The 22773-nt window shown below is 59.8% G+C and carries 27 protein-coding genes; 9 read left to right on the forward strand and 18 right to left on the reverse strand.

The window, feature by feature from the left end:
- Positions 1-26 precede the first annotated feature (26 nt).
- From ACOYXJ_RS21475 to ACOYXJ_RS21490, 4 genes are all read right to left on the reverse strand, one after another.
- A complete protein-coding gene (locus ACOYXJ_RS21475; RefSeq protein ID WP_460371323.1) occupies positions 27-1433 on the reverse strand; it encodes a heavy metal sensor histidine kinase in 1407 nt (468 codons plus the stop codon).
- Positions 1430-2101 carry a heavy metal response regulator transcription factor gene (locus tag ACOYXJ_RS21480; RefSeq protein ID WP_016985270.1) on the reverse strand — a complete coding sequence of 224 codons (672 nt, stop codon included), beginning with the start codon at positions 2099-2101 and terminating at the stop codon, positions 1430-1432. The genes ACOYXJ_RS21475 and ACOYXJ_RS21480 overlap by 4 nt, the downstream gene beginning before the upstream one ends.
- Positions 2102-2110: 9 nt before the next feature.
- Positions 2111-2368 carry a DUF2790 domain-containing protein gene (locus ACOYXJ_RS21485; RefSeq protein ID WP_150794947.1) on the reverse strand — a complete coding sequence of 86 codons (258 nt, stop codon included), beginning with the start codon at positions 2366-2368 and terminating at the stop codon, positions 2111-2113.
- A gap of 241 nt (positions 2369-2609) precedes the next feature.
- Positions 2610-3320 carry a murein L,D-transpeptidase catalytic domain family protein gene (locus ACOYXJ_RS21490; protein WP_460371324.1) on the reverse strand — a complete coding sequence of 237 codons (711 nt, stop codon included), beginning with the start codon at positions 3318-3320 and terminating at the stop codon, positions 2610-2612.
- 151 nt (positions 3321-3471) lie between these two features.
- On the opposite strand from ACOYXJ_RS21490, the gene ACOYXJ_RS21495 reads away from it, so the two are divergent.
- On the forward strand, positions 3472-5088 hold the full coding sequence (locus tag ACOYXJ_RS21495) for a L,D-transpeptidase family protein (protein WP_150794949.1): 1617 nt from the start codon (positions 3472-3474) through the stop codon (positions 5086-5088).
- Positions 5089-5091: 3 nt separating this feature from the next.
- Here the strand turns inward: ACOYXJ_RS21495 and ACOYXJ_RS21500 are convergent, their stop codons facing one another.
- From ACOYXJ_RS21500 to ACOYXJ_RS21515, 4 genes are all read right to left on the reverse strand, one after another.
- The gene (locus ACOYXJ_RS21500) at positions 5092-5607 is read right to left on the reverse strand and encodes an HvfX family Cu-binding RiPP maturation protein (RefSeq protein ID WP_150794950.1); all 516 of its coding nucleotides are present in this window, start codon (positions 5605-5607) and stop codon (positions 5092-5094) included.
- A gap of 703 nt (positions 5608-6310) precedes the next feature.
- The gene (locus ACOYXJ_RS21505; protein ID WP_150794951.1) at positions 6311-6940 is read right to left on the reverse strand and encodes a DNA-3-methyladenine glycosylase family protein; all 630 of its coding nucleotides are present in this window, start codon (positions 6938-6940) and stop codon (positions 6311-6313) included.
- Between the two features lies 1 nt (position 6941).
- Positions 6942-7739, reverse strand: a complete 798-nt coding sequence (locus ACOYXJ_RS21510) for an isocitrate lyase/PEP mutase family protein (RefSeq protein WP_460371325.1) — start codon at positions 7737-7739, stop codon at positions 6942-6944.
- A gap of 32 nt (positions 7740-7771) precedes the next feature.
- The gene (locus ACOYXJ_RS21515) at positions 7772-8854 is read right to left on the reverse strand and encodes a bifunctional transcriptional activator/DNA repair enzyme AdaA (RefSeq protein WP_460371326.1); all 1083 of its coding nucleotides are present in this window, start codon (positions 8852-8854) and stop codon (positions 7772-7774) included.
- A gap of 210 nt (positions 8855-9064) precedes the next feature.
- Here ACOYXJ_RS21515 and ACOYXJ_RS21520 point away from each other — a divergent pair, with 210 nt between their 5' ends.
- Positions 9065-9478, forward strand: a complete 414-nt coding sequence (locus ACOYXJ_RS21520) for a VOC family protein (RefSeq protein WP_460371327.1) — start codon at positions 9065-9067, stop codon at positions 9476-9478.
- Here ACOYXJ_RS21520 and ACOYXJ_RS21525 read toward each other — a convergent pair.
- Complete coding sequence (locus ACOYXJ_RS21525) at positions 9475-10095, reverse strand: LysE family translocator (RefSeq protein ID WP_460371328.1); 621 nt, start codon at positions 10093-10095, stop codon at positions 9475-9477. The two genes, ACOYXJ_RS21520 and ACOYXJ_RS21525, sit on opposite strands and share 4 nt — an antisense overlap.
- Positions 10096-10370: 275 nt before the next feature.
- Here ACOYXJ_RS21525 and ACOYXJ_RS21530 point away from each other — a divergent pair, with 275 nt between their 5' ends.
- The 3 genes from ACOYXJ_RS21530 to ACOYXJ_RS21540 all read left to right on the forward strand — a co-directional run bounded on the left by ACOYXJ_RS21530 (position 10371) and on the right by ACOYXJ_RS21540 (position 14050).
- Complete coding sequence (locus ACOYXJ_RS21530; protein WP_460372996.1) at positions 10371-10985, forward strand: biliverdin-producing heme oxygenase; 615 nt, start codon at positions 10371-10373, stop codon at positions 10983-10985.
- On the forward strand, positions 10982-13219 hold the full coding sequence (locus tag ACOYXJ_RS21535) for an ATP-binding protein (RefSeq protein WP_460371329.1): 2238 nt from the start codon (positions 10982-10984) through the stop codon (positions 13217-13219). The genes ACOYXJ_RS21530 and ACOYXJ_RS21535 overlap by 4 nt, the downstream gene beginning before the upstream one ends.
- Positions 13220-13462: 243 nt before the next feature.
- Positions 13463-14050, forward strand: coding sequence for a LysE family translocator (locus ACOYXJ_RS21540; RefSeq protein WP_460371330.1), 588 nt, complete (start codon positions 13463-13465; stop codon positions 14048-14050).
- 120 nt (positions 14051-14170) lie between these two features.
- On the opposite strand, the gene ACOYXJ_RS21545 is transcribed toward ACOYXJ_RS21540, so the two are convergent.
- The 5 genes from ACOYXJ_RS21545 to ACOYXJ_RS21565 all read right to left on the reverse strand — a co-directional run bounded on the left by ACOYXJ_RS21545 (position 14171) and on the right by ACOYXJ_RS21565 (position 17452).
- The gene (locus ACOYXJ_RS21545) at positions 14171-14479 is read right to left on the reverse strand and encodes an antibiotic biosynthesis monooxygenase family protein (RefSeq protein ID WP_460371331.1); all 309 of its coding nucleotides are present in this window, start codon (positions 14477-14479) and stop codon (positions 14171-14173) included.
- A 21-nt stretch (positions 14480-14500) separates the two neighbouring features.
- Positions 14501-15484 carry a zinc-dependent alcohol dehydrogenase family protein gene (locus tag ACOYXJ_RS21550; RefSeq protein ID WP_460371332.1) on the reverse strand — a complete coding sequence of 328 codons (984 nt, stop codon included), beginning with the start codon at positions 15482-15484 and terminating at the stop codon, positions 14501-14503.
- A 61-nt stretch (positions 15485-15545) separates the two neighbouring features.
- A complete protein-coding gene (locus ACOYXJ_RS21555; RefSeq protein ID WP_160058436.1) occupies positions 15546-15848 on the reverse strand; it encodes an ArsR/SmtB family transcription factor in 303 nt (100 codons plus the stop codon).
- A gap of 231 nt (positions 15849-16079) precedes the next feature.
- On the reverse strand, positions 16080-16913 hold the full coding sequence (locus ACOYXJ_RS21560) for a helix-turn-helix transcriptional regulator (protein WP_460371333.1): 834 nt from the start codon (positions 16911-16913) through the stop codon (positions 16080-16082).
- A gap of 35 nt (positions 16914-16948) precedes the next feature.
- Positions 16949-17452: a VOC family protein gene (locus tag ACOYXJ_RS21565; protein WP_150794962.1), complete on the reverse strand. Its 504-nt coding sequence runs from the start codon at positions 17450-17452 to the stop codon at positions 16949-16951.
- A 131-nt stretch (positions 17453-17583) separates the two neighbouring features.
- Here ACOYXJ_RS21565 and ACOYXJ_RS21570 point away from each other — a divergent pair, with 131 nt between their 5' ends.
- Positions 17584-17775: a hypothetical protein gene (locus tag ACOYXJ_RS21570; RefSeq protein ID WP_460371334.1), complete on the forward strand. Its 192-nt coding sequence runs from the start codon at positions 17584-17586 to the stop codon at positions 17773-17775.
- 213 nt (positions 17776-17988) lie between these two features.
- Here the strand turns inward: ACOYXJ_RS21570 and ACOYXJ_RS21575 are convergent, their stop codons facing one another.
- The 3 genes from ACOYXJ_RS21575 to ACOYXJ_RS21585 form a co-directional block, all read right to left on the reverse strand.
- Complete coding sequence (locus ACOYXJ_RS21575) at positions 17989-18657, reverse strand: class I SAM-dependent methyltransferase (RefSeq protein ID WP_460371335.1); 669 nt, start codon at positions 18655-18657, stop codon at positions 17989-17991.
- A gap of 103 nt (positions 18658-18760) precedes the next feature.
- A complete protein-coding gene (locus tag ACOYXJ_RS21580; RefSeq protein ID WP_460371336.1) occupies positions 18761-19534 on the reverse strand; it encodes a carboxymuconolactone decarboxylase family protein in 774 nt (257 codons plus the stop codon).
- Positions 19535-19821: 287 nt separating this feature from the next.
- Complete coding sequence (locus ACOYXJ_RS21585; protein ID WP_460371337.1) at positions 19822-20187, reverse strand: DUF6124 family protein; 366 nt, start codon at positions 20185-20187, stop codon at positions 19822-19824.
- A gap of 553 nt (positions 20188-20740) precedes the next feature.
- Between ACOYXJ_RS21585 and ACOYXJ_RS21590 the strand changes: the two genes are divergently transcribed.
- The 3 genes from ACOYXJ_RS21590 to ACOYXJ_RS21600 are packed head-to-tail and all read left to right on the forward strand — an operon-like array spanning position 20741 to position 21733.
- Positions 20741-20887: a hypothetical protein gene (locus tag ACOYXJ_RS21590; protein ID WP_162835975.1), complete on the forward strand. Its 147-nt coding sequence runs from the start codon at positions 20741-20743 to the stop codon at positions 20885-20887.
- A gap of 6 nt (positions 20888-20893) precedes the next feature.
- Entirely contained in the window at positions 20894-21313 is a 420-nt protein-coding gene (locus ACOYXJ_RS21595) for a type II toxin-antitoxin system YafO family toxin (protein WP_460371338.1), read from the forward strand.
- Positions 21314-21340: 27 nt separating this feature from the next.
- Complete coding sequence (locus ACOYXJ_RS21600; RefSeq protein ID WP_460371339.1) at positions 21341-21733, forward strand: GFA family protein; 393 nt, start codon at positions 21341-21343, stop codon at positions 21731-21733.
- A gap of 143 nt (positions 21734-21876) precedes the next feature.
- Here the strand turns inward: ACOYXJ_RS21600 and ACOYXJ_RS21605 are convergent, their stop codons facing one another.
- Positions 21877-22707: an alpha/beta fold hydrolase gene (locus ACOYXJ_RS21605; protein WP_460371340.1), complete on the reverse strand. Its 831-nt coding sequence runs from the start codon at positions 22705-22707 to the stop codon at positions 21877-21879.
- Positions 22708-22773: the final 66 nt, after the last annotated feature.

Consider the following 22773-nt stretch of genomic DNA (forward strand, 5'->3'; position numbering starts at 1 on the left):
CTCCCACAGGGGAAAAGTGGTGATGTTCAGTCCCGAGATTGCCGGGCCGGGAAGAACAGTTCGAAGCAGGTGATGCCATCGGCACTGCTGGCGCTGTACCGGCCCTGATGCAACTGCATGATGGTTGCCACGATCGAAAGGCCCAGACCATTGGATTGCGCCGAACGCTCGCGTGACTGATCGACACGGTAGAAGCGTTCGAACAGCCGCGCCAAGTGCTCAGGCGCGATGGTTGTGCCGTAGTTGCGCACCCGCAAATAACTACCCTGCGGCTCGGCAATCGCCTCCACCTGCACCGTCGAATTCGCCGCACCGTACTTGATCGCATTGGCACACAGGTTGGCCAACGCGCGGCGCAACAGCATCGGCTCGGCCCAGATCACACCGCTGCCGCGCGCCTCAATGCTCACGCCGACATCCGCCGCGAGGCCTTCAAAGTAATCGGCAATGCGCTGCATTTCATCCGCCGCGTCCAGCTCCTGACGCTGACTCAGGGCACTGGCCGGATCGGTGCGCGCCAGAAACAGCATGTTGTCGAGCATCCGCGTCAGGCGTTCCAGCTCTTCGACGTTGGAGGCGAGCAGCTGTTGATAGTCCTCGCTGCTGCGGTTCTGCTGCAGCGCAACCTGGGTTTCGCCGAGCAGGTTGTTGATCGGCGTGCGCAGTTCATGGGCCATGTCGGTGGACACCTGACTCAACTGCGCAAAGCCCTTGGCGAGGCGGTCGAGCATGGCATTGAACGCTTCGATCATCGGCTGCAATTCTTGTGGCGCACCGCTGCTGGCGAGGCGTTCACCAAGGTTGCCGACGCCAATACCGTGGGCGTGTTTCGCCAGTCGCCGCAATGGCAACAATCCGCGATACACCAGCAAACAACCGACCACCGCCAGCAACAACGCCGCCAGCGAAGCGAGGCCATAAACACTCAAACTGTAGTTGGCGAGCATCGCCGTGCGCTCGCTCATCAGGCGCCCGGTGGTGACTTGCAGGTTGCCCAGTTCACCGGAATCGATACTTGCCGCCACCGCCGAAAACGGCACACCGTCGACATTCGGCAGGTGCTGCACGTCTTTCAGCGTCAGCGCTTGGTTAATGGGCACCGCCGGCAACGTCGGCGTGTTCAGATTGCCCGGGTTGACCACCAGCAGCGGCGGTTGCCCCGGCGCGCCGATGGTCAGCAGTGCTTCGCGGTTGCCGAGCATGTTCTGGAACAGCGCCGGTTTGTTCTTGATCAGCTCCAGGGTGTTGCTGTCGTTGAGGAACGTGCGCAATTGATCGACGCGACTGACCAGCGCGGTGTCATCACGGCGGATCAACTGTTGCTCCAGTTCGTTGTACAGCGCGGCACCGAGGCCGGCCAGAGAGGCGAAGGCGAGCAGGGCGAACACCAGCGCCAGGCGCAAGGTCAGCGAATAAGGGCGATGGCCGCTCATGGCTGCGTATCGAAGCGATAGCCGATGCCACGCACGCTGTGGATCAGCTTGAGCTGGAACGGGTCATCGATCTTCGCCCGCAAGCGGCGCACCGCGACATCGACGACGTTGGTGTCGCTGTCGAAATTCATGTCCCAGACCCGCGAAGCAATCAGCGAACGGGCGAGGACCTGCCCGGTATGCGTGGCGAACAACTGCAGCAACGCAAACTCCTTGTTGGTCAGGGTGATGCGCACCCCGGCGCGCGTCACGCGGCGTTTGAGCACGTCGATCTGCAGATCAGCCACTTGCAGCTGTTCGTCTTCATGGATCGGCCCGCGTCGAGTCAGGGTGCGCAGGCGCGCCACCAGTTCGGCGAAGGAAAACGGCTTGATCAGGTAATCGTCGGCACCCAGTTCGAGACCTTTGACGCGGTCGGCGATGTCGTCGCGGGCGGTGAGAAACAGCACCGGCGTGTCAGCTTCCTTGCGCAACCGGCGCAGGACTTCCCAGCCATCCATTTTCGGCATCATCACATCGAGCACGATCACATCGAAACTGTGTTCCAGCGCCAGGTGCAGACCGTCGGCACCGTCGCGGGCGAGGCTGACGCTGTAACCCAGTTCCTGCAAACCGTTGAGCAGGTAATTGCCCGCCTTGGGTTCGTCTTCGACAACCAGAATATTCATCGATCAGCCTCAATGGTCATTGATGCAGCCGCTGCCTTGTACCTGATAGTCCAGCACATGTTCGCGGCCTTGATGGTCGAGGTAATTCAATTGCGCCGGGACCACGCCACACGCTTGTGAAATATCGGTGCTGGACAGGACTTTGTCGACATCCAGATGGACGTAGAAGCCAGATTTGTCATGGATCACAGCGGTGTCGGGCATGTTCGCGGCGAACACGCTGCCGGTGGCGAGGAGGGCGGTGAAGGCGAGCAGGAGGCTTTTCATGGTCAGTCACTCAGTGGTCAAAGTTGATCGGCATTGGCGCCGGGACAACTTCAGGCTACCGAGCGATCCGCACGGCAAACCGACAGCTGAATGACAAAGTTGTAATGAAACGTGGGGCTGACAGAGATCAAATGTAGGAGTGAGCCTGCTCGCGATAGCGGTGTGTCAGGCACCATCTGTGTTGGCTGACACACCGCTATCGCGAGCAGGCTCACTCCTACAGGGGATTTGTGGTGGTCGGTCAGCTCGCGTGGGTATTGAGAATGCTCGCCACTTGCTGCGGCTGGCAGTTCAGATACGGCGAGGACTTCAGCCAGCGCTGATCCGGATACCACGAAAACATGAACTGGCCATTCTTCAGACGATCGATTACCTGCTTGGCAATCTGTGGCCTTACTGCCGGGCAACCCTGGCTGCGGCCGATGCGCCCCTGTTTCTTGCTCCACAACGGGTTCACATAACTGGCGGCGTGAATGACGATCGCGCGATCGCGGGCCAGGTCATTGAAACCCGGCTCCAGACCGTCCATGCGCAGCGAATAACCGTGGGTGCCGCTGTAGCTTTCCTGGGTGCGGAACAGGCCCAGGCTGGACTGGTAACTGCCTTCGACATTGGAAAACTGCGTGGCGAAGTTTTCCCCGGAGTTGGAACCGTGGGCAACCAGATCGCGCAGCACCAATTTCTTTTTGCTGAGGTCGAAGATCCACAGACGGCGTTCGGTGGATGGCTGCGAATAGTCGATGATCGCCAGATGGCGGGACGGTTTCGCACCGTTGTTGACCGCGCATTGCATGGCGTTCAACGCACCTTTCAGCGCCTGGGGATTGAGTTCTGGCGCGGCGTGCGCGAGGCTGGTGTAGAGAACCGGCGAGGGTTTGCCGGCGGCAAAAACGGGACTGGTCACGACGAGAGCGGTGGCAGTCAGCAGAAGTCGGCGCAAAAACGTCAACATTTTATAAAGTGTCCTCACTTGCTACTTATTTGGCACTTTGGCTCCTGACGTCCAGTCGTAACCCGCAAGCCCGCAGATCGAGCCTGACTGTTCAGCGCACCTGATGTAAGGTTGGCCATCATCTGGACGGCCATGGATTGGAGTAAAGCAGTTGTTCAAAAAGTACGCATGCTACTTGAGCATTTGTTTGCTCGCTGCGCCGTTTGTCGCTTGTGCCGATGAGCCGTTGCCGCCGCTGGAGACACTGCCAACGCCACCGGCCGAGATGCCGGTCGAGCCGCAAAGCCCGTTGCAGGCTGTAATGATCAGCCTGGCGCAGTCTTGCCCGGCGATTGCCGCGCATCTCAACGGCCCGGCGCTGACGCAACTGCAAGCCTTCTACCAGCAGCAGGACTGGATGCCGGTGTGGGCGAGTGAATCTGCGCGATTGCCGATGTTGCAGGCACAATTACAGTTGTTGGCCGATGATGGTCTCAATCCAAAACGCTATCCCGTCGCGACTACGGCGCCGCAGGATGGCGAGTTGTGTGCCGACATCGACATCAGTCGCAACTATCTCCAGGCCCTGCAGGATTTGCACTACGGTCTGCTGCTGCAATCGCACTTCGAACCGCTGTGGCATGCCGATGCCACCCCGCGTGACCGTCAGGCGGAATTGTTGGCCATCGCCGTACCGGGCATGCATGACATTCCCGCTGCGTTCGACCTGGCTCGGCCGCGTCTGGCGCAATATCAGGATCTGCGTCAGCTCTACGCGGCGCAACGGCTCAAAGCCTTGCCGCAATGGCAATCGGTGGGCAGCGGGCCGCTGCTGCGCCCGGACATGGAAGACCAACGCGTGCCGGAACTGGCTCAGCGTCTGTACAGCGAAGGTTATCTGACTCAGATCATTGGTACGCCCGGCAATGCGTATGACGGCGTTCTGGTCGACGCGGTGAAGAGTTTTCAGGCCAACCATTCGCTCCAGGCTGATGGCGTGGTCGGACCGGGGACGATTGCCGAACTCAACATCACTCCGCTGACCCGCCGTGAACAACTGCGGGTCAATCTCGAACGTTTCCGCTGGATGGCCCAGGACATGGAACCCAATGGCCTGCTGGTCAACGTCGCTGCCGCTGAACTGACGTTGTATCAGGGCGGCGTGCCTGTATGGCAGACCCGTACCCAGGTCGGCCGTGCCGAGCGCCAGACCCCGTTGCTGAAGTCCCGTGTCACGCGCCTGACCCTGAATCCGACCTGGACCGTGCCGCCGACCATCTGGAAGGAGGACAAACTGCCGGAGATCCGCAAGGATCAGACCTTCCTCAGCCGGCAGAACCTGCAAGTGCTCGACGCCAACGGACAGCCGCTGGCGGCGGCAGACATCGATTGGGACAACCCCGGCAACATACTGCTGCGTCAGGACGCCGGACCGCGCAATCCGTTGGGGCAAATGGTCATCCGCTTCCCCAACCCGTTCTCGGTGTACCTGCACGACACGCCAAGCAAGGCGCTGTTCGAAAAAGGCCCGCGGGCCTTCAGCTCCGGTTGCGTGCGCGTCGAGCACCCGATGCAGCTGCGCGATCTGCTGCTGACCCCGGCGGAAAAGGCCCGCACCGAAACCCTGCTGGCCACCGGCACTACCCACGAATTTCGCTTGTCGGCGCCGGTGCCGATCCTGATGACCTACTGGACGGCACAGGTCGACAGCAGTGGCCGCGTGCGTTACTCGCCGGACATCTACAGTCGCGACAGCGCCTTGCTCGTCGGGCTTGATCGCGCGCATTGAGCCTCAGCGAGCGTGGCGGCGCCAGAACACCTGCGCCAGCCACGCATCGATGCTCAACTTGCCAGCGCCGGCGAACACCAGTGGTATCAGCGCCGCAAGGTAAATCGCCGGCAACTTGAAGTTGCCAAAGCCTTTATTGGTGATCGCATAACCCTGCGCCAGCTCGCTCAGCGACGACCAGTCGGCGGGCCAGTGCACCGCGGCGGTGGCGACGACGGTGACCACAATCAGCGAAATCGCTGAGATACGCGTGCCAAAGCCGACCAGAATCGCTAGCGCACAGAGCAGCTCAGCCCACATCGACAGCTCCCAGTTCAGCGTTGCCGGCAGGTGATCGAAGGGGAAGGGGAATTTGTCCTGGATGTCTTCGAACCAGTTTTGCCCGTTGAATTTCTCCAGTCCGGATTCGAAGAATTCCCAGGCAATGAACAGGCGCAGGGTCAGCGGGGCGAGCCAGGTGCCGGCGCGATCGAGGTTCAGGTGCAGGCCTTTGACGGCGGTTGAAAGGGTGGCGGTCATGATGCGTCTCCGGTGGATTGAACAAGTTGAATCGACCGGGGTATTTCAGCGTCGGGGTGTATCGGGGATGTGTCGGCGGGGTGGGGGATTGTGCGTTGGGTGTGTCTGCGGCTTCGGGGTATACAGTGCGATACAGTCAAAAGCCCCTCACCCTAACCCTCTCCCGGAGGGAGAGGGGACTGACCGAGTTGTCTTGCGTCATCCATCGACCTGAAAAACCGAGTCGATTATGGATCCAGGTTTTGGCGATCATGGATTCACAGGCGCTATTTCAAGTCGGCGTAAATCTCCAATCTCCCCCAATCGGTCCCCTCTCCCTCCGGGAGAGGGCTAGGGTGGGGCAGTCTATTCTGGGTTTGAGAAGTCTTGGCGATCATGGATTCACAGGCGCTATTTCAAGTCGGCGTAAATCTCCAATCTCCCCCAATCGATCCCCTCTCCCTCCGGGAGAGGGCTAGGGTGGGGCAGTCTATTATGGGTTTGAGAAGTCTTGGCAATCATGGATTCACAGGCGCTATTTCAAGTCGGCGTAAATCTCCAATCGCCCCCAATCAGTCCCCTCTACCTCCGGGAGAGGGCTAGGGTGAGGGCTGTCTATTCTGGGTTTGAGAAGTCTTGGCGATCATGGATTCACAGGCGCTATTTCAAGTCGGCGTAAATCTCCAATCTCCCCCAATCGGTCCCCTCTCCCTCCGGGAGAGGGTTAGGGTGAGGGCAGCAGTTTTGGCACCCGCCACAAATACCACGCCGCCACCGTCCGATACGGACTCCACGCCACCCCGATCTCAACCATCTGCCTGCGCGTCGGCTGCACCTCAAGCCCCTTCAACCGCCGATAACCCTCACGCACACCAAAGTCATCCGCCGGCAGAATATCCATGCGCTCCAGGCTGTAGATCAACAACATCTCCACCGTCCAGCGACCCACCCCGCGCAAACTGACCAGGCGTTCAATCAACGCCTCATCGTCCATCGCCAGCGCCGTGGCGTAATCCGGCACCACGCCGTCCAGCGTCGCTTGGGCAATCCCTTGAATCGTCGCAATCTTGCCAGCGGAAAACCCACAACTGCGCAGACCATCAAAATCCGTCGCAAGAATCTGCTCGGGACGCGGGAACGTCTGACCGGGAAACAACCCCACCAACCGCCCGACAATCGCATCCCCGGCCTTGGCATGCAGTTGCTGATAAGCAATCGCCCGCACCAGCGACTCATACGGATCACGCGCCGGATGCGGTTGATGCAGGCACGGGCCGACCGCTGCGATATGGCGCTGCCAGTCCGCATCAAGCGCGGCCAGAAACTCGCTGGCCGCTTGATAGGCATCAGCCATGCTATTTCAGCAAGCCGTTGACTTCGCCATAGGTGAAGGCCTTGAGCTCATGGGTATCGAGTTTGCCGCTGGCCAGAAAGCTTTTCACCAGCCCACCCATCGCGCCATAGAGGAATTCGGCAATCCCGGAACCCGCGCTCAAGCGGCGCACGCCCAGCGCTTGCAGTTCTTCAGGCGAAGGCAGGCAAGCGAAACCCAGCACGTTGACTGGCAGCGCAGTGCCCTTGCAGATGGCCTCGATTTCATAGGCCGACGTGACACCCGCCGCGAACAAGCCATCGGCGCCCGCCGCTTGATACCGCGCCGCCCGATGCAGGGTTTCGGCGACGCGATCTTCGGCCGGGACGAGGCTTTTCAGATAGACATCGGTGCGCGCATTGATGAACAACTGCACATCGCGCTTGTTGGCAACCTGTCGTGCCACTTCGATCTTGCGCGCGAGCAATTCAGGATCCGCCGAACCATCCTCGATATTGATGCCGACGGCACCCGCCGCGATCACCGCATCGAGCACTTCGGCCACGCGCCCGAGGTCATCGGAATACCCGGCCTCGACATCCACGGTCAACGGAATGCTGATCACCCGGGCGATGGATTCCACCGTCGCCACCAGCCGTTCAAGGGGCAGGGCGTTGCCGTCCGGATAGCCGTGGGCCCAGGCCACCGCGGCGCTGCTGGTGGCCACCGCTTTACCGCCCAAGTGCTCGACCAGTCGCGCACCGGTGGCGTCGGCGACATTGGTCAGAATCAACAGGCCTTGCTGGTGCAACTGGTGAAACTGCGTCGCGAGCGCGTTCATCAAAAATCCTTCTTGTCAGTCGATTCGGTTGGTCAGAATGCCAGTTGTTGCGTGAGCTGCACGGCGGCGTTTTCCAGCCGCAGCAGAAACGCTTTGCGCGGTTGTCCACCACCATAGCCGGTCAGCGAGCCATCCGCGCCGATCACCCGATGGCAGGGCACCACAATCGATAACCGATTGTGACCGTTGGCCAGACCGACCGCGCGACTGGCGCCGGGTTTGCCCAAACTGGCGGCGATGGCGCCGTAGGTGCTGGTGTGGCCGAAGGGGATCTGCAGCAGCGCCGACCAGACTTGCCGGGCAAACTCGCTGCCGGGCAAGTGCAGCGGTACAGTAAAGGTGTTCAGCTTGCCAGCGAAATACTGCGCCAGTTGCTGCTCGATCTGCTGCAAATGCGCGTTGTGCCCCGGCGCGACTGCGTAACCGTAGCGATTCTGTAACTCTTCGACTTCGCGGGTCAGCGCCGGGCGATCGAGAAATTCCAGTAACACCAGTCCACGGCGTTCGGCCATGGCGATCATCGGCCCCAGCGGCGTGGTCAGCCGGGTGAACAGCAGTGGTTCACTCTGTTTGGCCCGGCCCGGGGTGATGTGGAAGGACTTCTGGAAAGCATCGCGAAAACCACTCAGTGACTCATAGCCCGAATCAAACGCGGCATGATCAATCGAGGTGCCTTGCTTGATCCCGCCCAGCGCCATGCCCAAGCGCCGGGTGCGCAACCAGGCATGGAAGGTCATGCCGAAATGCTGCTTGAACCAGCGCCGCAGCTTCAGCGGCTCGATGCCTTCGGCGAGCAGTTGTGCATCGCTCCAGCGCACCTCGGGATCGGCTTCCACGGCATTGAGCAGGCGTTGCACCCAATCCGGAGCAATGGCTGCCGCATCCAGCGGCTTGCAACGCAGGCAGGCGCGATAGCCGGCCGACATGCATTCGTCGGCATGGGCGAAGAACTCGACGTTCTCCGGTTTCGGCTTGCGCGCCGTGCAACTGGGGCGGCAGAAGATCCCGGTGGTTTTCACCGCCGTGAAGAACACGCCTTCATAGGCAGTGTCGCGTTCGAGCATGGCGCGAACCATCTCGGCGTGGGGCGGCAGGACAGCGGTTTGTATGTTCATGGCTCGAGAGTAAAACCAGTTTGTCGATGGCTCCACCGAAAAATCGACAGTGAATTTTCAAATCCCCTGAACTACCGTGTAGGAGCTGCCGCAGGCTGCGATCTTGATCGTTCCCACGCTTTGCGTGGGAATGCAGCCCGGGACGCTCCGCGTCCCAAAATCCCAGATCGCCGCTATCGGCAGCTCCTACCGTTTGTTGAGGTGTACCCGATGCATCCGTTTTCCATCCAACACATTGATCACATCGTCCTGCGCGTCGCGGACCTGCAACGCAGCATCGACTTCTACAACCGGGTCTTCGGCGTCGAAGTGGTCAAGCGCAACGAGCCGCTGGGCCTGATACATCTGCGCGCCGGCACTTCGATGATCGACCTCGTCGACCTGCATGGCGAACTCGGCCGCAAGGGCGGCGGGGCGGCCGGGGCCGAGCGACGCAACGTCGATCACTTTTGCCTGCGCATTGAGCCGTTTGATGAAGCGGCGCTCATTACACACTTGCAATCACACGGACTGAGCGTCGAAAAAGCCGCCCGCCGCTTCGGTGCCGAGGGCTACGGCTTGTCACTGTATTGCTTCGACCCGGACGGCAATCAGGTCGAACTCAAAGGCCCGTCCGAGGCTTAAGCGCGTTTCGCCATCAACAGCACCGAAGCCGCCGCCGACAGCAGGCCTGCGCAGCAACGATTGAAGATCCGTTTGCCACGCGGCTCGGCGAACCAGCGGCGCATGTGCAGGCCCATCCACGCGTAGGCGCCGATGGCGATCCACTCCAGCAACAGAAACAGCACGCCCAGCACCGCAAATTGTGCCGGCACCGGCCGCGCCGGGTCGACGAACTGCGGCAGAAACGCGGTAAACAACAGGATCGCCTTCGGATTGCCCGCCGCCACCAGAAACTCCTGCCGCGCCAATGCAAAGAAACCAACGGTCGCGCCCCTTACCTGCTGCTCGGCCTCAGGATTGGCCCGCCACAACTGCCAGGCCAGATACAACAGATACGCCGCACCGACGATCTTGATCGCATGGAACAGCCATTCCGAGGTCTGCAGCACTACCGACAGGCCCGCACCGGCCAGCGCAATCATCCCGGCGAACGCCAGAATCCGCCCGATGCCCGCCGTGCAGGCGCGGCGAAAGCCATAGCGCGTGGCATTGCTGATCGACAGCAGATTGTTCGGTCCGGGGGCCATGTTCAGGGCGAAACAGGCCGGAAGAAACAGGATAAGCGTGGCGAAATCCATGAAGGCACTCCAGTAACGAGAACGATATTTTTATCACAGCCCCCACACGCCCAGACCCATACAGTCACGCAGCGCTGTCGCGGTACAGCGCCCGGCGCTGTTGGGCATCGCGGTCGAACTTTTTGCAGATGCCTTCACTCTGAATCAATCAGAGGTTGATGGTTTCGGCAGAAAAAGCTATCCATCCGGTCAGAATCCGCGATAGCCGTGTAAGATTTCGCCGACGCTGCACTCACCCCGTTTGGCCCCAGGCGGCCCCACCAAGAGCGATCTACATGCAAGCAAAGGCCCGTGAAGTTTATGTGCCACCGGTGCTGCAAGATCTGCGAGCCGGCACTGCCGAACTGCATATCGCACTGGAAAAACGCCTTCCCTTTTTCTCCGATCTTCTCGATACGCAGGCTTTTGTGCGGCTGATGAAGGCCTATTACGGCTTCTATTTACCGCTGGAAAACGCTTTGCTACGCAGCGATGCAATGCCTGCCGATTTTGATCTGACACCTCGTCTCAAAGCGCCAACCTTGCGCGCTGATCTGCACGCGCTGGGCGTATCCGCCGCAGCGCTGCAAAGCCTGCCGCAGTGCGAGCAGTTGCCGCTCATCGACTCAAGCGCTGCCTGCCTTGGCGTGCTCTACGTCCTCGAGGGCGCGACGCTCGGCGGGCAAATCCTGCGCCGCGAAATCTCTTCACGATTAGGCCTGGAAGCCGACAACGGCGCGGCCTTTCTCGATATCTATGGCGCCGCGACGGGGCGGCGCTGGCGTGACTTCATCGAATACCTCGGCAGTCGGCCAATGAGCGCCGCCGAGCGCGCCGCTGTCGTCACGGCAGCACAAACCACATTCAGCTGTTTCGAGCACTGGCTCGAAAGCCGGGAGGTACTGGCATGACTCCGCAAGACAAAGAAGCCTTTGAAGAACTGCTGGCCAACTGTGCCGACGAGCCGATTCGTTTCCCCGGCGCGATCCAGCCCCACGGTTTGCTGCTGACACTGAGCGAACCTGAGCTGACGATCATTCAGGTCAGCGCCAACGTCGAACCCCTGCTGGACCGAGAGCCGCAAAGCCTGATCGGCCAGCCGCTGGAAAGCCTGATCGGCGACGCCGAAGCGGCACAAGTGCGCGAAGCCTTGCTGCAACCGTCGCTGTCCGACTTGCAGCCGCTGCGCTTCAGGCTCAACGGCACCGCGTTCGAGGGCTTGCTGCATCGCCATCAAGGTGTGCTGATTCTGGAGCTGGAAATCCACGTCGAGAATTTCCAGCCGCGCAACGTCGCCGGCAACCAGACGCATCTGGGGCGCATGCTCCAGCGTCTGCAAGCCGCCACTACGTTGCAGGCGCTGTACGACATCAGCGTCAAGGAAATCCAGGCCATGACCGGTTACGACCGGGTGTTGATCTACCGTTTCGAGGAGGAGGGCCACGGTCAGGTCATCGCCGAAGCCTCCGATCCGTCGATGGAAGTGTTCAATGGCCTGTTTTTCCCGGCGTCGGACATTCCCGAACAGGCGCGCGAGCTGTATCGCACCAACTGGCTGCGGATCATCCCCAATGCCGACTACCAACCGGTGCCGCTGCTGCCAAAGCTGCGCCCGGACACGGACACGCCGCTGGACCTGAGTTTTGCCACGCTGCGCAGCGTGTCGCCGATCCATTGTCAGTACATGAAGAACATGGGCGTGTTGTCGTCGATGAGCATTTCCCTGCTCAAGGGTGACAAGCTTTGGGGCCTGATCAGCTGCGGCAATCGTCAGCCACTGCACGTCCCGCATGAGTTGCGTGCGGCGTGCCAGACCATCGGCCAGGTGCTGTCACTGCAGATCAGCGCCATGGAAGCCCTGGAGATCAGCCGCCAGCGTGAAGAGAAAGTCGAGGCCTTGGCGCTGCTCAATCAGGCGATGATCGACTCGCCGCAGAATGTCTTCGACGGTCTGGCCAACCAGCCACAGACGTTGATGGCGCTGACCAATGCCGGTGGCATTGCAATCATTGAAGACAAACAACTGCACCGTTACGGCAACTGCCCGGAGCCGGAAGAAATCCGCGCCTTGCACAAGTGGTTGCAGGACAGCGGCGAGGCGGTGTTCGCCAGTCATCACCTGGCCAGCGTCTACCCGCCGGCCGCGCAGTATCAGCAGGTGGCCAGCGGCGTGCTCGCCATGAGCCTGCCGAAACCGGTCGACAACGGCGTGTTCTGGTTTCGTCCGGAGGTCAAGGAAAACATCAATTGGAGCGGTGATCCGCGCAAGCCACTGGACCTGGAAAACTCCGACGCCGGCCTGCGTTTGCGCCCGCGCACCTCGTTTGAAATCTGGAAGGTCGAGATGGCCGGGATCTCCACCAAGTGGAGCCACGGCGACTTGTTCGCCGCCAACGACCTGCGCCGCTCAGCGCTGGAAAACGATCTGGCCCGGCAGGTGCGCCGTGAGCAGGAAGCGGTACGCGCCCGCGATGAGCTGGTGGCCGTGGTTTCCCACGATCTGCGTAACCCGATGACGGTGATCTCGATGCTTTGCGGCATGATGCAGAAGGCCTTCAGCTCGGACGGCCCGCACACTTCGCGGCGCATTTCCACGGCGATCGACACCATGCAGCAGGCTGCCGGACGCATGAACACGCTGTTGGAAGATTTGCTCGATACCTCGAAAATCGATGCCGGACGCTACTCCATCACCCCGCAGAAACTCGACGTCGGGCAGATGTTCGAAGAGGCGCAGGCACTGCTCGCGCCGCTGGCGCTGGACAAGGACATCAGCATTTCCTTCGACGCCGATCCTGATTTGCGCATTCATGCCGACCCGGAGCGGCTGTTCCAGGTGCTGTCGAATCTGGTCGGCAACGCGATCAAGTTCACCCCGCGACTGGGCAGGGTGGGCGTGCATGCCACCTCCGTCGGCAATGAAATCGTCTTCACTGTTCGCGACAGTGGCGAAGGTATTCCCAAGGAGCATCTGCCGCACGTGTTCGACCGTTACTGGACAGTGAAAGAGGGCAACCCGACCGGCACGGGTCTGGGTTTGTACATCACCCAGGGAATCGTCGAAGCCCACGGCGGGCGGATTTTCGCCGAGAGCGAACCGGGGCAGGGCAGCGAGTTCCGCTTCACCGTGCCGCGTCTGGACTGAGCGTAGATTTTAATGTGGGAGCGAGCCTGCTCGCGAATGGGGTTTGATCGTTCCCACGCTCTGCGTGGGAATGCCTCAACGGACGCTCTGCGTTCGGCTCTGGAAGGGACGCGGAGCGTCCCGGGCTACATTCCCACGCAGAGCGTGGGAACGATCAGGATCACAGGGGCATTTTCTTCAATACCGAGGATCGGGCGCTCGTTACCGTGAGCACCTTGTTCCTCGATTTGAAGCAGGTGTGCGATGAGTCTGATTGTTTCGATGGCGGCGTTTGCGTTGGCGGCGTCGATCACGCCGGGGCCGGTGAACATCGTGGCGTTGAGTTCCGGGGCGCAGTTCGGTTTTCGCGCCAGTCAGCGGCATGTTGCCGGGGCCACGTTAGGATTTGTGTTGTTGCTGGTGCTGATGGGGCTGGGTTTGCACGAGGTGCTGAAACTCTGGCCATTCATGACCCGCGTGGTGCAACTGGCCGGTGTGGCGTTTCTGCTGTTTATGGCTTGGAAACTGGCTGTGGATGATGGACAGTTGAACGCCAAGGATTCCGGGCGAGCGCCATCGATGCTCTATGGCGCGGTGATGCAATGGCTCAACCCGAAAGCCTGGCTGGCGTGTGTCGCGGGTATGGGCGCGTTTGTCGCCGATGGCGAGGCGCGGCTGGTGTGGCAGTTTGCGGCGGTTTATCTGGTGATCTGTTATCTGTCCGTCGGCTGCTGGGCGTATGCCGGGACGTTTTTGCGTGGGTATCTGAGCAATGCGGCGGGGATGCGCTGGTTCAATCGGGTGATGGCGGGGTTGTTGGCCGTTAGCGCGATATACCTGCTGCTACCGTAAACCCTGTAGGAGTGAGCCTGCTCGCGATAGTGGTCTATCAGTCAATATAAATGTCGACTGATAGACCACTATCGCGAGCAGGCTCACTCCTACAATGGATCGCGGGTAGCCGAGAGATTATTAGCCGAACGGCTGCTGAAAAGCGCCGCCCTCAATGTGATAAACCTTCGGCTCTTCGGCAAAATAATCCTCCAGCCCCAGCATGAACAGCCGATGGTCTTCACTCGCTTCAAACCCCGGCGTGTGATCCTCAAGGGATTGCCAGCGCACGATCAGATTGAACACCTCCGGCGTTTCGATTCCTGGCGCGAGCAGGTGGCCGCCGTAACCCTTGGCGCGTTTGAGCAACGGCTCGACCTCGGCAAACGCGCGTCGAAACGCTGCAGTTTGTGCTTTGTGAACAGGCAGTAAAGCGATCTCATAAATCATGGTGTTCTCCTTGCACTGAGTTCAGCGATTGGCGAGTTCGGGTGACGGCACGACAGCAATCGCGATCTTCCCTTGGACGCCGTTGTTGGGCGTTTCCAGCAAGGCATGGGCGAGACCGATGTCGGCCAGCGCATAGACCGCGCCAACGTGCGGGCGCAACTGACCGTTCGCGATCAATGCGCTCAACTCATCGAGTTTGCCGCGATTCTGTCGGGTGAAAACGAAGTGGTAGCTGGCGTTCTTGCCCCAGGCCTGAATCAGGTTCTGTGGCTGGGCAAGGTCGACGATCGATACCACGCGGCCCAGTTGCGCGAGTGCATCGGGGCTGCGCGCCAGAGTGTTGCCGCCGATGGTGTCGAAGACGACATCGACGCCGCGGCCCTCGGTTTCGCGCAGGATCGCCTCGACGTAATCTTCCTTTTCGTAGTCGATCAGCACATCGGCGCCCATGCGCTGGGCGAACTCGAAATTTGCTTCGCGTACGGTGGTGAAGACCTTCGCGCCGATGGCTTTGGCCAGTTGGATTGCGACATGACCGACGCCACCCGCGCCGCCGTGAACCAGAATACTCTCGCCGACCCTGAGCGCCGCCCGCACGACCAGCGCTTCCCACGCCGTGCCGCCCACCAGGCTCAGGCTTGCCGCTTCGAGGTGACTCAATGCGGGCGGTTTCTTGGCAACAATGCTTTGCGCCGCGATGTGGTACTCGGCATAACTGCCCGGCCCGTCGAAAATCTGCGGGGTGTACCAGACTTCGTCACCCGGCACGAACGCCGTCACCCCCGGCCCGACGGCTTCGACAACGCCAGAAACGTCGTGCCCGGTAATGGCGGGGAGGGGCACCAGATCGGCATAGTCGCCACGGCGAACCTGATAATCCAGCGGGTTGATGGAGGTGGCGTGCACCCGTACCAGGACTTCGCCCGCTTGTGGCACTGGCTTGGGTACGTCGCGCAGTTCGAACGATTGCGCGCCGCCAAATGAAGTAAGGATCATCGCTTTCATTGCATTGCCTCGTTTCGGTAAAAAGGGATATCGGGAATTCTCGATATCATCGGGTAAAAAATTACAGCTCGCTGCCGATGATCTCGGCCAGCGCACTGATCGCTGCTTCGTTGCGTTTGTAATAGGTCCATTGGCCGATGCGCCTGACTTCCACCAGGCCGGCGCGTTGCAGCGTCGCCAGATAGTCAGACACCGTCGACTGCGACAGCCCGACGCCTTCCTGAATACTGCTGACGCAAACGCCCACGGTGTGCACGTCACCCTCATCCTGGGGAGGAAAGTGTTTCTCGGGATCCTTCAAGCCTTTGAGGATTTCCAGGCGTGTACGGTTCGAGAGGGCTTTGAAGATTTCGAGTAGGTTCATGCCGCGAAGATATCGGAATTTACCGATATGTCAATATTTGAATGTGTTGGCCAGCAATTGATCGTTCCCATGCTCCGCGTGGGAATGCCTCAACGGACGCTCTGTGTTCGGCTCTGGAAGGGACGCGGAGCGTCCCGGGCTGCGTTCCCACGCAGAGCGTGGGAACGATCAAACCGCTTTCGCGAGCAGGCTCGCTCCCACAGGGGGCAGTGTTGAGTTTCAGAGAAAGTGTCAGCCGCGATACTGGCCGGGCGTGGCCGCCAGATGTTGCTTGAAGGCTCGCTGAAAATGCGCCTGATCGGCAAACCCTGCCTCAAGCGCCACATCCGCAATCAACTGGCCGCAGCGCAAACGCTCGCGGGCGAACTGGATGCGCTGGTTGACCACAAAGGCGTGGGGCGTCATGCCGTAATGCTGTTTGAAGGCGCGGATCAGGTATGACGGTGACAGTTGTGCCGCGGCGCAGATGTCGTCGAGGTTCAGCAGCTCGGTGCAGTGTTCGCGGATGAAGTCGGCAGCGCGTTCCAGTTTGAAATTTGGCTCGCGCAGCGAGGGGCCGGCAGGGTTGAGGCGCAGTTGCAGATCGCTGAAAAACTCCACCGCTGCGCTTTGTTTGCGCAGCACATCCTGATGTTCGTCGACCAGCGTTTCATAAAGCCCATTCAGGTCATTGAACAGCGCAGCATCGTCGAGGTGAGTGGTGGAAAAGCGCCGAAACTCAAGATCACTGGCGAAGCCCAGCTGATGCTGCAAATCCGTCAGCCATGGCGTCTCGACGTACAGCATCACATACGACCACGGCTGGTCATCAATCGGATTGCACGCATGCACATCACCAGGATTCATCAGCACCACGGTGCCTGCCGCGACTTCGAACTGTGCCTGCTCATGCACATACGTGCTGCGCCCGGCGGTGATTGCGCCAATGGAAAAATGCGCGTGGGAATGTCGTGCGTAGCAGACCTCGCGACCATCGGCGATGGCCCGCGCTTCAATGAATGACAGCGCCGCGTCGCGCCAGAAGCGCGGGGCTTTTTCAGGGTTTTTGGCGGCAGCGTGTTTCATCGTTGTTATTCCCGGCAGGCCAGGGCGCCAGTGTATTAGCTCTGGCCGGCAAAGGCCCGTTCGAGTTCGGCAATGTCGAGTTTTTTCATCGTGAACATGGCCTGCATCGCGCGCTGCGACTTGGCGGTGTCCGGGTCCAGCATCATGTGCATGAACGCCACCGGCACGATCTGCCATGACACCCCGAACTTGTCCTTGAGCCAGCCGCATTGCTGGGCTTCGACAGGGCCACCCTCGGACAGATTGCCCCAGAAGTGGTCGACTTCTTCCTGATTCTGGCAATTGACCTGAAACGAGATCGCCTCGCTGAATTTGAACATCGGCCCACCGTTGAGCCCGGTGAAAGTCTGGCCGTCGAGTTCGAAACTGACGGTCATCACCGCACCTTCCGGCTTGCCGTGAAACTCCTGGCCGACCTTGCTGTAGTGGGTCAGGCCGGTGATTTTCGCGTGATCGAAGATCGAGCAGTAAAACTTCGCAGCGGCTTCGGCCTGATCGTCGAACCACAGGCAGGGCGTGAGTTTCTGAAAGCGTTGCATGGCAGTCATCCTCGGCAGGTTAGACACGCTGGATTAACAGCGTAGTCAGTCCCTGGTCGATTGCCGGTGCCGTAGATCGACAAGTTAGCGGGCGTCAGATCGTAGTCATAACGACTAGAGGTTGCGTCAAATTGACCGGCATCTACGGCGCTTATCTCTACAACGGTCAGATGCCGATTGCGCTGCTGGTGGCTATGCATTCGCTGACCATCCTCGGCCCGACCCTGATCAAGATCGGCTGCGTCATGCGCCTGCTGGCGCAGTACCGCATCCGTGGTCCCGAAACCACTGTGGGAGCTTGCCTGCAAGCGATTGCGGTCTGATATTCAACATTGATGTCGCCTGAAATACCGTCATTGCGAGCAGGCTCACTCCCACAGGTTTGTATGGTGGTCGCAAATTCCTGGCACAGCCAAAACCACTGTGGGAGCTGGCTTGCCAGCGATGAGGCCAGCACCTTCAACATCAATGTTGACTGACCCGACGCCATCGCTGGCAAGCCAGCTCACACAATGATGGGTGGTGTTTCTGAAGTCTCAGCGGCGCTCGGCAACCATCAGCAATGACTGCGGCAACTGACTTTGCGGGTGTTGTGGCTCTTGTAAGCTGGCCAGTCGGAACCCGGCCATATCGAGCGCATTCAGCCAACTCGACAGTGTGCGGAAATACCAGGGCATCGGCTGCCACTGGCCCTTGAATCCCGCGAAGGTTTCTTCGCGCCAGCCATCCTGATAATCCCCGGCGGCAACGGCCCACGGATGCAATGTCTGGATGACCAACGCACCGCCAGGACTAAGCAAAGTGTTCATCGCGGCCAGCAACGGGATGATGTCCTGATGCAGCAATGAAAAATTGGCGCAGATCAGGTCATAGTCGCGACCGATATCGACCTTGCCATCGACCAGCGCTTCGTAACTCGCAACATGCACCCGCGCCGCCCCCGCCAGGCGCGCCGCTTCAACCAGCCGCGCATCGCCATCCACACCGACCGCATCAATCCCGCGATCCGCCAGCGCCCGCAACAACCAGCCTTCGCCGCAACCCAAATCAAGTACGCGCTGCGGCTGCCGGCCCATGATCGCCAGCAGAACCGCTTGATCGGTTACCTGCTGACGGCTTTCGATAGCGCCGCTGCGGATCACCTCGATCCAGGCATCAGCGTTGTCGTGCCAGCTCTGCAAAAGGCTGGATTCGGGGGAGGGCATGGCGGTGTCCCGATTATTGAAAAGCCACAGTATGGACGCTGATCGCAGAAGCGACCCATCAGGGTTTGTAGATCAGCGCATCCGCCACAACCCCGAACGCCGATCATTTTTTCGACGCCGCCACAACCTCTTTCAGCGCTGCATTAGCACGTTCGGCAGTCTGCGCATCCCCGTGCTTTTTCAACTGTTCAGTGACTTCGCCCAACTGTGCCGCGCTGAGCCCGACGCGCAAGCTCGCCGCCATATGCGCGCGCAGTTGCGGTTCCACGCCCGGCGTCGCTGCCAGCGCGCCGACGGTGGCCAGTTCGCGGCTTTGCCAGTCGAGGTTGTCGCGCTCGAAGATGTCGCCGAACAGGTGGGTTTGCAGGTACCGGTTGATCACTGGAGCGAACTCGAACACCGGGCCTTTGACCGGGGCGCCCGAGATCTTGGTTTGATTCGCGGTGCCGGCGGCCAGCAGTTCATCCCCGACTGGAATCGACCGGCCCGGCTCACGCCCCGGCGCATCTTCGATGCCGCGTTGTTTGCGCGCCTGCACCACGGTCATGAGTTCATTCAAGGCATTGAGGCTGCGCGGGAAGCCGACGTATGCGTAGAGCTGCACGAGAATTTCCCGGATTTCGCTGATCGTCAGGCCGGCGTCGAGTCCTTGGTTGAGTGCCGCGTTGAGGTTGGGCATGTCGCTGGTCGCCATGAACGCAGCAATCAGTGGAATCGTCTGTTGTTTGTTCGAAAGGGCTTGTGCGGTGGTTTGCGGGGTGGTCATGGATTTCGGTGCCTCGGCTGCTTGGGTGGTAAGGCTGAACATCGCGCCAACGCTCAGGCAGAGCGCCATGAGTGCGGGGAGGGTTGCGCTGCTGCGTGTGTCAGTGGCCATCGTGAAAGGCTCCGTCCACTGCGATTCTCCGGGTATCCGTGGTCGGGCGATAACCATGGCTCAGGCCCATGCAGCCAAAGCCGAGAGCGGATACTTCGAGTGAACGGATGCCGAGTGTGTGCTTGTGCATGTCGATCTCCCATTGGGCGTGGGGGAAAGACTAAGCGAGGTGACTGGTGGGGACTAGACGGTTAAATCGGGATGGCTTGATGAGTTCTGCTCATCAATCGACGGGAGGGGGCAGAGCGAAAGTGAGGGTGTGACCCCTCACTCATTCCGTGTATTGGTTACTGCGGGATGCGCAGCTTGTCCAGCAGTCGGTTGACCAACAACTCGTTCAGCATGATCACCTGTTGCAGCGCCAGCAGCGGTTTGCGCTCCGGGCCGCCTATTGAGTTGGCGATGTTACCGGCCATGGAGTGGGCGTAGGAAAGCGACTCACAGGCTTCGACCAACAGGGTTTCTTCATCCAGCGTGGGGTCGACGAGGTAGACGGGGCGAAACGGGGGAGAGCTTGGCGGAGCGCCCAGTGCTTCGGGTCGCAGGTAGTAGTCGAGGGCGCGGTTGGTTGCCTCTTTGACCTTTTGCGGGTCAAGCGCGGGGTCGTGAGTGATTGGATCGGTGGGCGGTGGGTTGGGCGTGATTTTGAACATGGATGAAACTCCTATCGCAGTTTAAGGAGCCATCACTCTCGCTACCAAACGAGTGGGTGGTGGCCATACGCGGGTTGGTAGACCGGCTGCAATAGGAACCCGGCGCTCACGAGTGAGCCCCACGCATGACTACCATTGAACTGAGCCTCCACAAAGAGACAGCACAGGGTGTTGTCCCACGGCTATTACAGACGGGCTACCAAACCCGATCACTGTTTTGCAGTGACAGGCAAACGATATAGCCCGGCCCATAGCCGTGTAAGCCGGCGGATTCTGGCGTACGCGTAGGTAACGACGCAAGGTGTTGTAGGGAGGATGGCGTAACGGTTTGTGTGCTTTAAACGTGATAACCGGATGACGTTTACCAATGGGCATTGCCGAGCAATGAGATCTAAATACAGGAGTTTTACGGACTACAATTTTGGGTGTAATGACCTACAGATCTGCAAGAATCCGCCGACTTGTCTGCCTTGAAACAAGATCCTATCGTTTGCCGGTCAAAACTTAATCACTTAAGCTGGTCAGCATGAATACACATCCTTCGGAGGCTCCGATGGCCACCACCAGAAAGACCGACAAACCTGACAAAAAGGAAGTTCGTGATGAGCTGACATTCCTTGATGTTCGGCAAGCCGCGCGTGATGGGCAGAAAGTGTTCGATAAATTTGTGATCACTGGCAGGCTACCTATTACAAAGTAGGCCTGAATGCCAGCCATCAAGGTTTCTGCGCTTTTTGAACAAATCACTAATTGGCAAAACTTCGCTGCACATTTTTATAACTACAAGGTGTGCGGTGAATTACCCCGGATTTTCGGGCGTGACGAACGACTCGATCTGACCGATATGCACCATATCCACCTTGCCAGTACTTCGTCACTGCAAGCGCGATGGGCAAAAATAAATCGTCAGTATTACCGCACTGTATTGGTTGACGACGCTGATAATGACTTTTGGCTGATCTATGCCTATGACGCGTTTCGGGATGAATATCTGTTACTGACGGTCACTGGCCCGGATGCCCATAACCGAAGCGAGTGGGGCTCATTTCTGCGCAATGTGCATTGCCGGATTGTTGAGCCTTGGACGCTGGGCAGGATTGCCTTTCCCGATTTGGACGATCTGTAGTTTGAGGTCGAGCAGAGGAGGTGCGACATGAATCGATTGACTGGCGGTTGCCTATGCGGCGATGTCCGTTTCGAAGCGACAGGTCAGCCCTACCGCGTCGGCATCTGCCACTGCCTCGACTGCCGCAAACTCCACGGCACGCTCTTTCACACCTCGGCCATATTTCCCGAGGACGCGTTGACGGTCACCGGCGAAATCCGCGACTACAACGGGCGCTTTTTCTGCCCGCGCTGCGGCTCTCCGGTGTTCGCGCGTTCCGAAGATGAAGTAGAGGTCAACGTCGGATCGCTCGATGAGCCTAATCAGTTCAAACCTACTTACGAACTCTGGACCATTCGGCGTGAATCATGGTTACCGGCGTTTCCACTTGCTCACCACTACGAGCGTGATCGCGAAAGCACAAGTCGCACAGAGGAATAATGGACGTGAGCCCAATCACATCCCCCTTGTGGGAGCGAGCCTGCTCGCGAAAGCGGTGGGTCATTCAGCTCAAGTTAACTGACAGATTGCTTTCGCGAGCAGGCTCGCTCCCACAGGGGGGAAGTGTATGGCTGCCAATGATCTCAGCCGCGAATAAACGCCAACAGATCCGCGTTAATCGTTTCGGCCTCCGTCGTCGGCATCCCGTGCGGGAACCCCGGATACGACTTCAACGTGCCATTGGGCAGCAACTTCGCCGACAACGGCCCCGAATCCGCGTACGGCACAATCTGATCATCCTCACCATGCATCACCAGCACCGGCACCGTGACCTTTTTCAAGTCCTCGGTGAAGTCTGTCTGCGAAAACGCGACGATCCCGTCGTAATGCGCCTTCGCCCCGCCAATCATCCCTTGACGCCACCAGTTGGCAATAATCCCCTCCGATGGTATGGCCCCCGGCCGGTTGTAGCCATAAAACGGCCCGGTCGGAATATCCCGATAGAACTGCGCGCGATTCGCGGCGAGTTGTGCCTGAAAATCATCGAACACCGACTTCGGCAGCCCACCCGGATTGCTCTCGGTCTGCACCATCAACGGTGGCACCGCACTGATCAGCACCCCTTTGGCGACGTTCGCCTGGCCATGCCGGGCGATGTAATGAATCACCTCACCGCCACCGGTCGAGTGACCGACATGCACGACATTCTTCAAGCCCAGATGATTGACCACCGCCAGCGTATCGTCGGCGTAATGATCCATGTCGTGCCCGTCCCAGACCTGGCTCGAACGCCCGTGCCCACGGCGATCATGGGCAACCACCCGGAAGCCTTTGCCGAGGAAGAACAGCATCTGCGCATCCCAATCGTCCGAGCTGAGCGGCCAGCCGTGGTGGAAGTGGATCACTGGCGCGTCTTTCGGGCCCCAGTCCTTGTAGAAAATCTCGACGCCGTCTTTGCTGGTGACAAATCCCATGTTCGCAACTCCAGACCAATCTGATGGATAACCCGCGCGGTAATCGCGGACCGGTTTCGCTCATGA

It is taken from the genome of Pseudomonas sp. Tul2A7, assembly GCF_054790505.1.

Bases quoted from the DNA above. Each gene is read 5' to 3' on its own strand.
- ACOYXJ_RS21475 (WP_460371323.1), bottom strand. From the start codon at position 1,433: ATGAGCGGCCATCGCCCTTATTCGCTGACCTTGCGCCTGGCGCTGGTG.
- ACOYXJ_RS21480 (WP_016985270.1), bottom strand. From the start codon at position 2,101: ATGAATATTCTGGTTGTCGAAGACGAACCCAAGGCGGGCAATTACCTG.
- ACOYXJ_RS21485 (WP_150794947.1), bottom strand. From the start codon at position 2,368: ATGAAAAGCCTCCTGCTCGCCTTCACCGCCCTCCTCGCCACCGGCAGC.
- ACOYXJ_RS21490 (WP_460371324.1), bottom strand. From the start codon at position 3,320: ATGTTGACGTTTTTGCGCCGACTTCTGCTGACTGCCACCGCTCTCGTC.
- ACOYXJ_RS21500 (WP_150794950.1), bottom strand. From the start codon at position 5,607: ATGACCGCCACCCTTTCAACCGCCGTCAAAGGCCTGCACCTGAACCTC.
- ACOYXJ_RS21505 (WP_150794951.1), bottom strand. From the start codon at position 6,940: ATGGCTGATGCCTATCAAGCGGCCAGCGAGTTTCTGGCCGCGCTTGAT.
- ACOYXJ_RS21510 (WP_460371325.1), bottom strand. From the start codon at position 7,739: ATGAACGCGCTCGCGACGCAGTTTCACCAGTTGCACCAGCAAGGCCTG.
- ACOYXJ_RS21515 (WP_460371326.1), bottom strand. From the start codon at position 8,854: ATGAACATACAAACCGCTGTCCTGCCGCCCCACGCCGAGATGGTTCGC.
- ACOYXJ_RS21520 (WP_460371327.1), top strand. From the start codon at position 9,065: ATGCATCCGTTTTCCATCCAACACATTGATCACATCGTCCTGCGCGTC.
- ACOYXJ_RS21525 (WP_460371328.1), bottom strand. From the start codon at position 10,095: ATGGATTTCGCCACGCTTATCCTGTTTCTTCCGGCCTGTTTCGCCCTG.
- ACOYXJ_RS21530 (WP_460372996.1), top strand. From the start codon at position 10,371: ATGCAAGCAAAGGCCCGTGAAGTTTATGTGCCACCGGTGCTGCAAGAT.
- ACOYXJ_RS21535 (WP_460371329.1), top strand. From the start codon at position 10,982: ATGACTCCGCAAGACAAAGAAGCCTTTGAAGAACTGCTGGCCAACTGT.
- ACOYXJ_RS21540 (WP_460371330.1), top strand. From the start codon at position 13,463: ATGAGTCTGATTGTTTCGATGGCGGCGTTTGCGTTGGCGGCGTCGATC.
- ACOYXJ_RS21545 (WP_460371331.1), bottom strand. From the start codon at position 14,479: ATGATTTATGAGATCGCTTTACTGCCTGTTCACAAAGCACAAACTGCA.
- ACOYXJ_RS21550 (WP_460371332.1), bottom strand. From the start codon at position 15,484: ATGAAAGCGATGATCCTTACTTCATTTGGCGGCGCGCAATCGTTCGAA.
- ACOYXJ_RS21555 (WP_160058436.1), bottom strand. From the start codon at position 15,848: ATGAACCTACTCGAAATCTTCAAAGCCCTCTCGAACCGTACACGCCTG.
- ACOYXJ_RS21560 (WP_460371333.1), bottom strand. From the start codon at position 16,913: ATGAAACACGCTGCCGCCAAAAACCCTGAAAAAGCCCCGCGCTTCTGG.
- ACOYXJ_RS21565 (WP_150794962.1), bottom strand. From the start codon at position 17,452: ATGCAACGCTTTCAGAAACTCACGCCCTGCCTGTGGTTCGACGATCAG.
- ACOYXJ_RS21575 (WP_460371335.1), bottom strand. From the start codon at position 18,657: ATGCCCTCCCCCGAATCCAGCCTTTTGCAGAGCTGGCACGACAACGCT.
- ACOYXJ_RS21580 (WP_460371336.1), bottom strand. From the start codon at position 19,534: ATGGCCACTGACACACGCAGCAGCGCAACCCTCCCCGCACTCATGGCG.
- ACOYXJ_RS21585 (WP_460371337.1), bottom strand. From the start codon at position 20,187: ATGTTCAAAATCACGCCCAACCCACCGCCCACCGATCCAATCACTCAC.
- ACOYXJ_RS21590 (WP_162835975.1), top strand. From the start codon at position 20,741: ATGGCCACCACCAGAAAGACCGACAAACCTGACAAAAAGGAAGTTCGT.
- ACOYXJ_RS21595 (WP_460371338.1), top strand. From the start codon at position 20,894: ATGCCAGCCATCAAGGTTTCTGCGCTTTTTGAACAAATCACTAATTGG.
- ACOYXJ_RS21600 (WP_460371339.1), top strand. From the start codon at position 21,341: ATGAATCGATTGACTGGCGGTTGCCTATGCGGCGATGTCCGTTTCGAA.
- ACOYXJ_RS21605 (WP_460371340.1), bottom strand. From the start codon at position 22,707: ATGGGATTTGTCACCAGCAAAGACGGCGTCGAGATTTTCTACAAGGAC.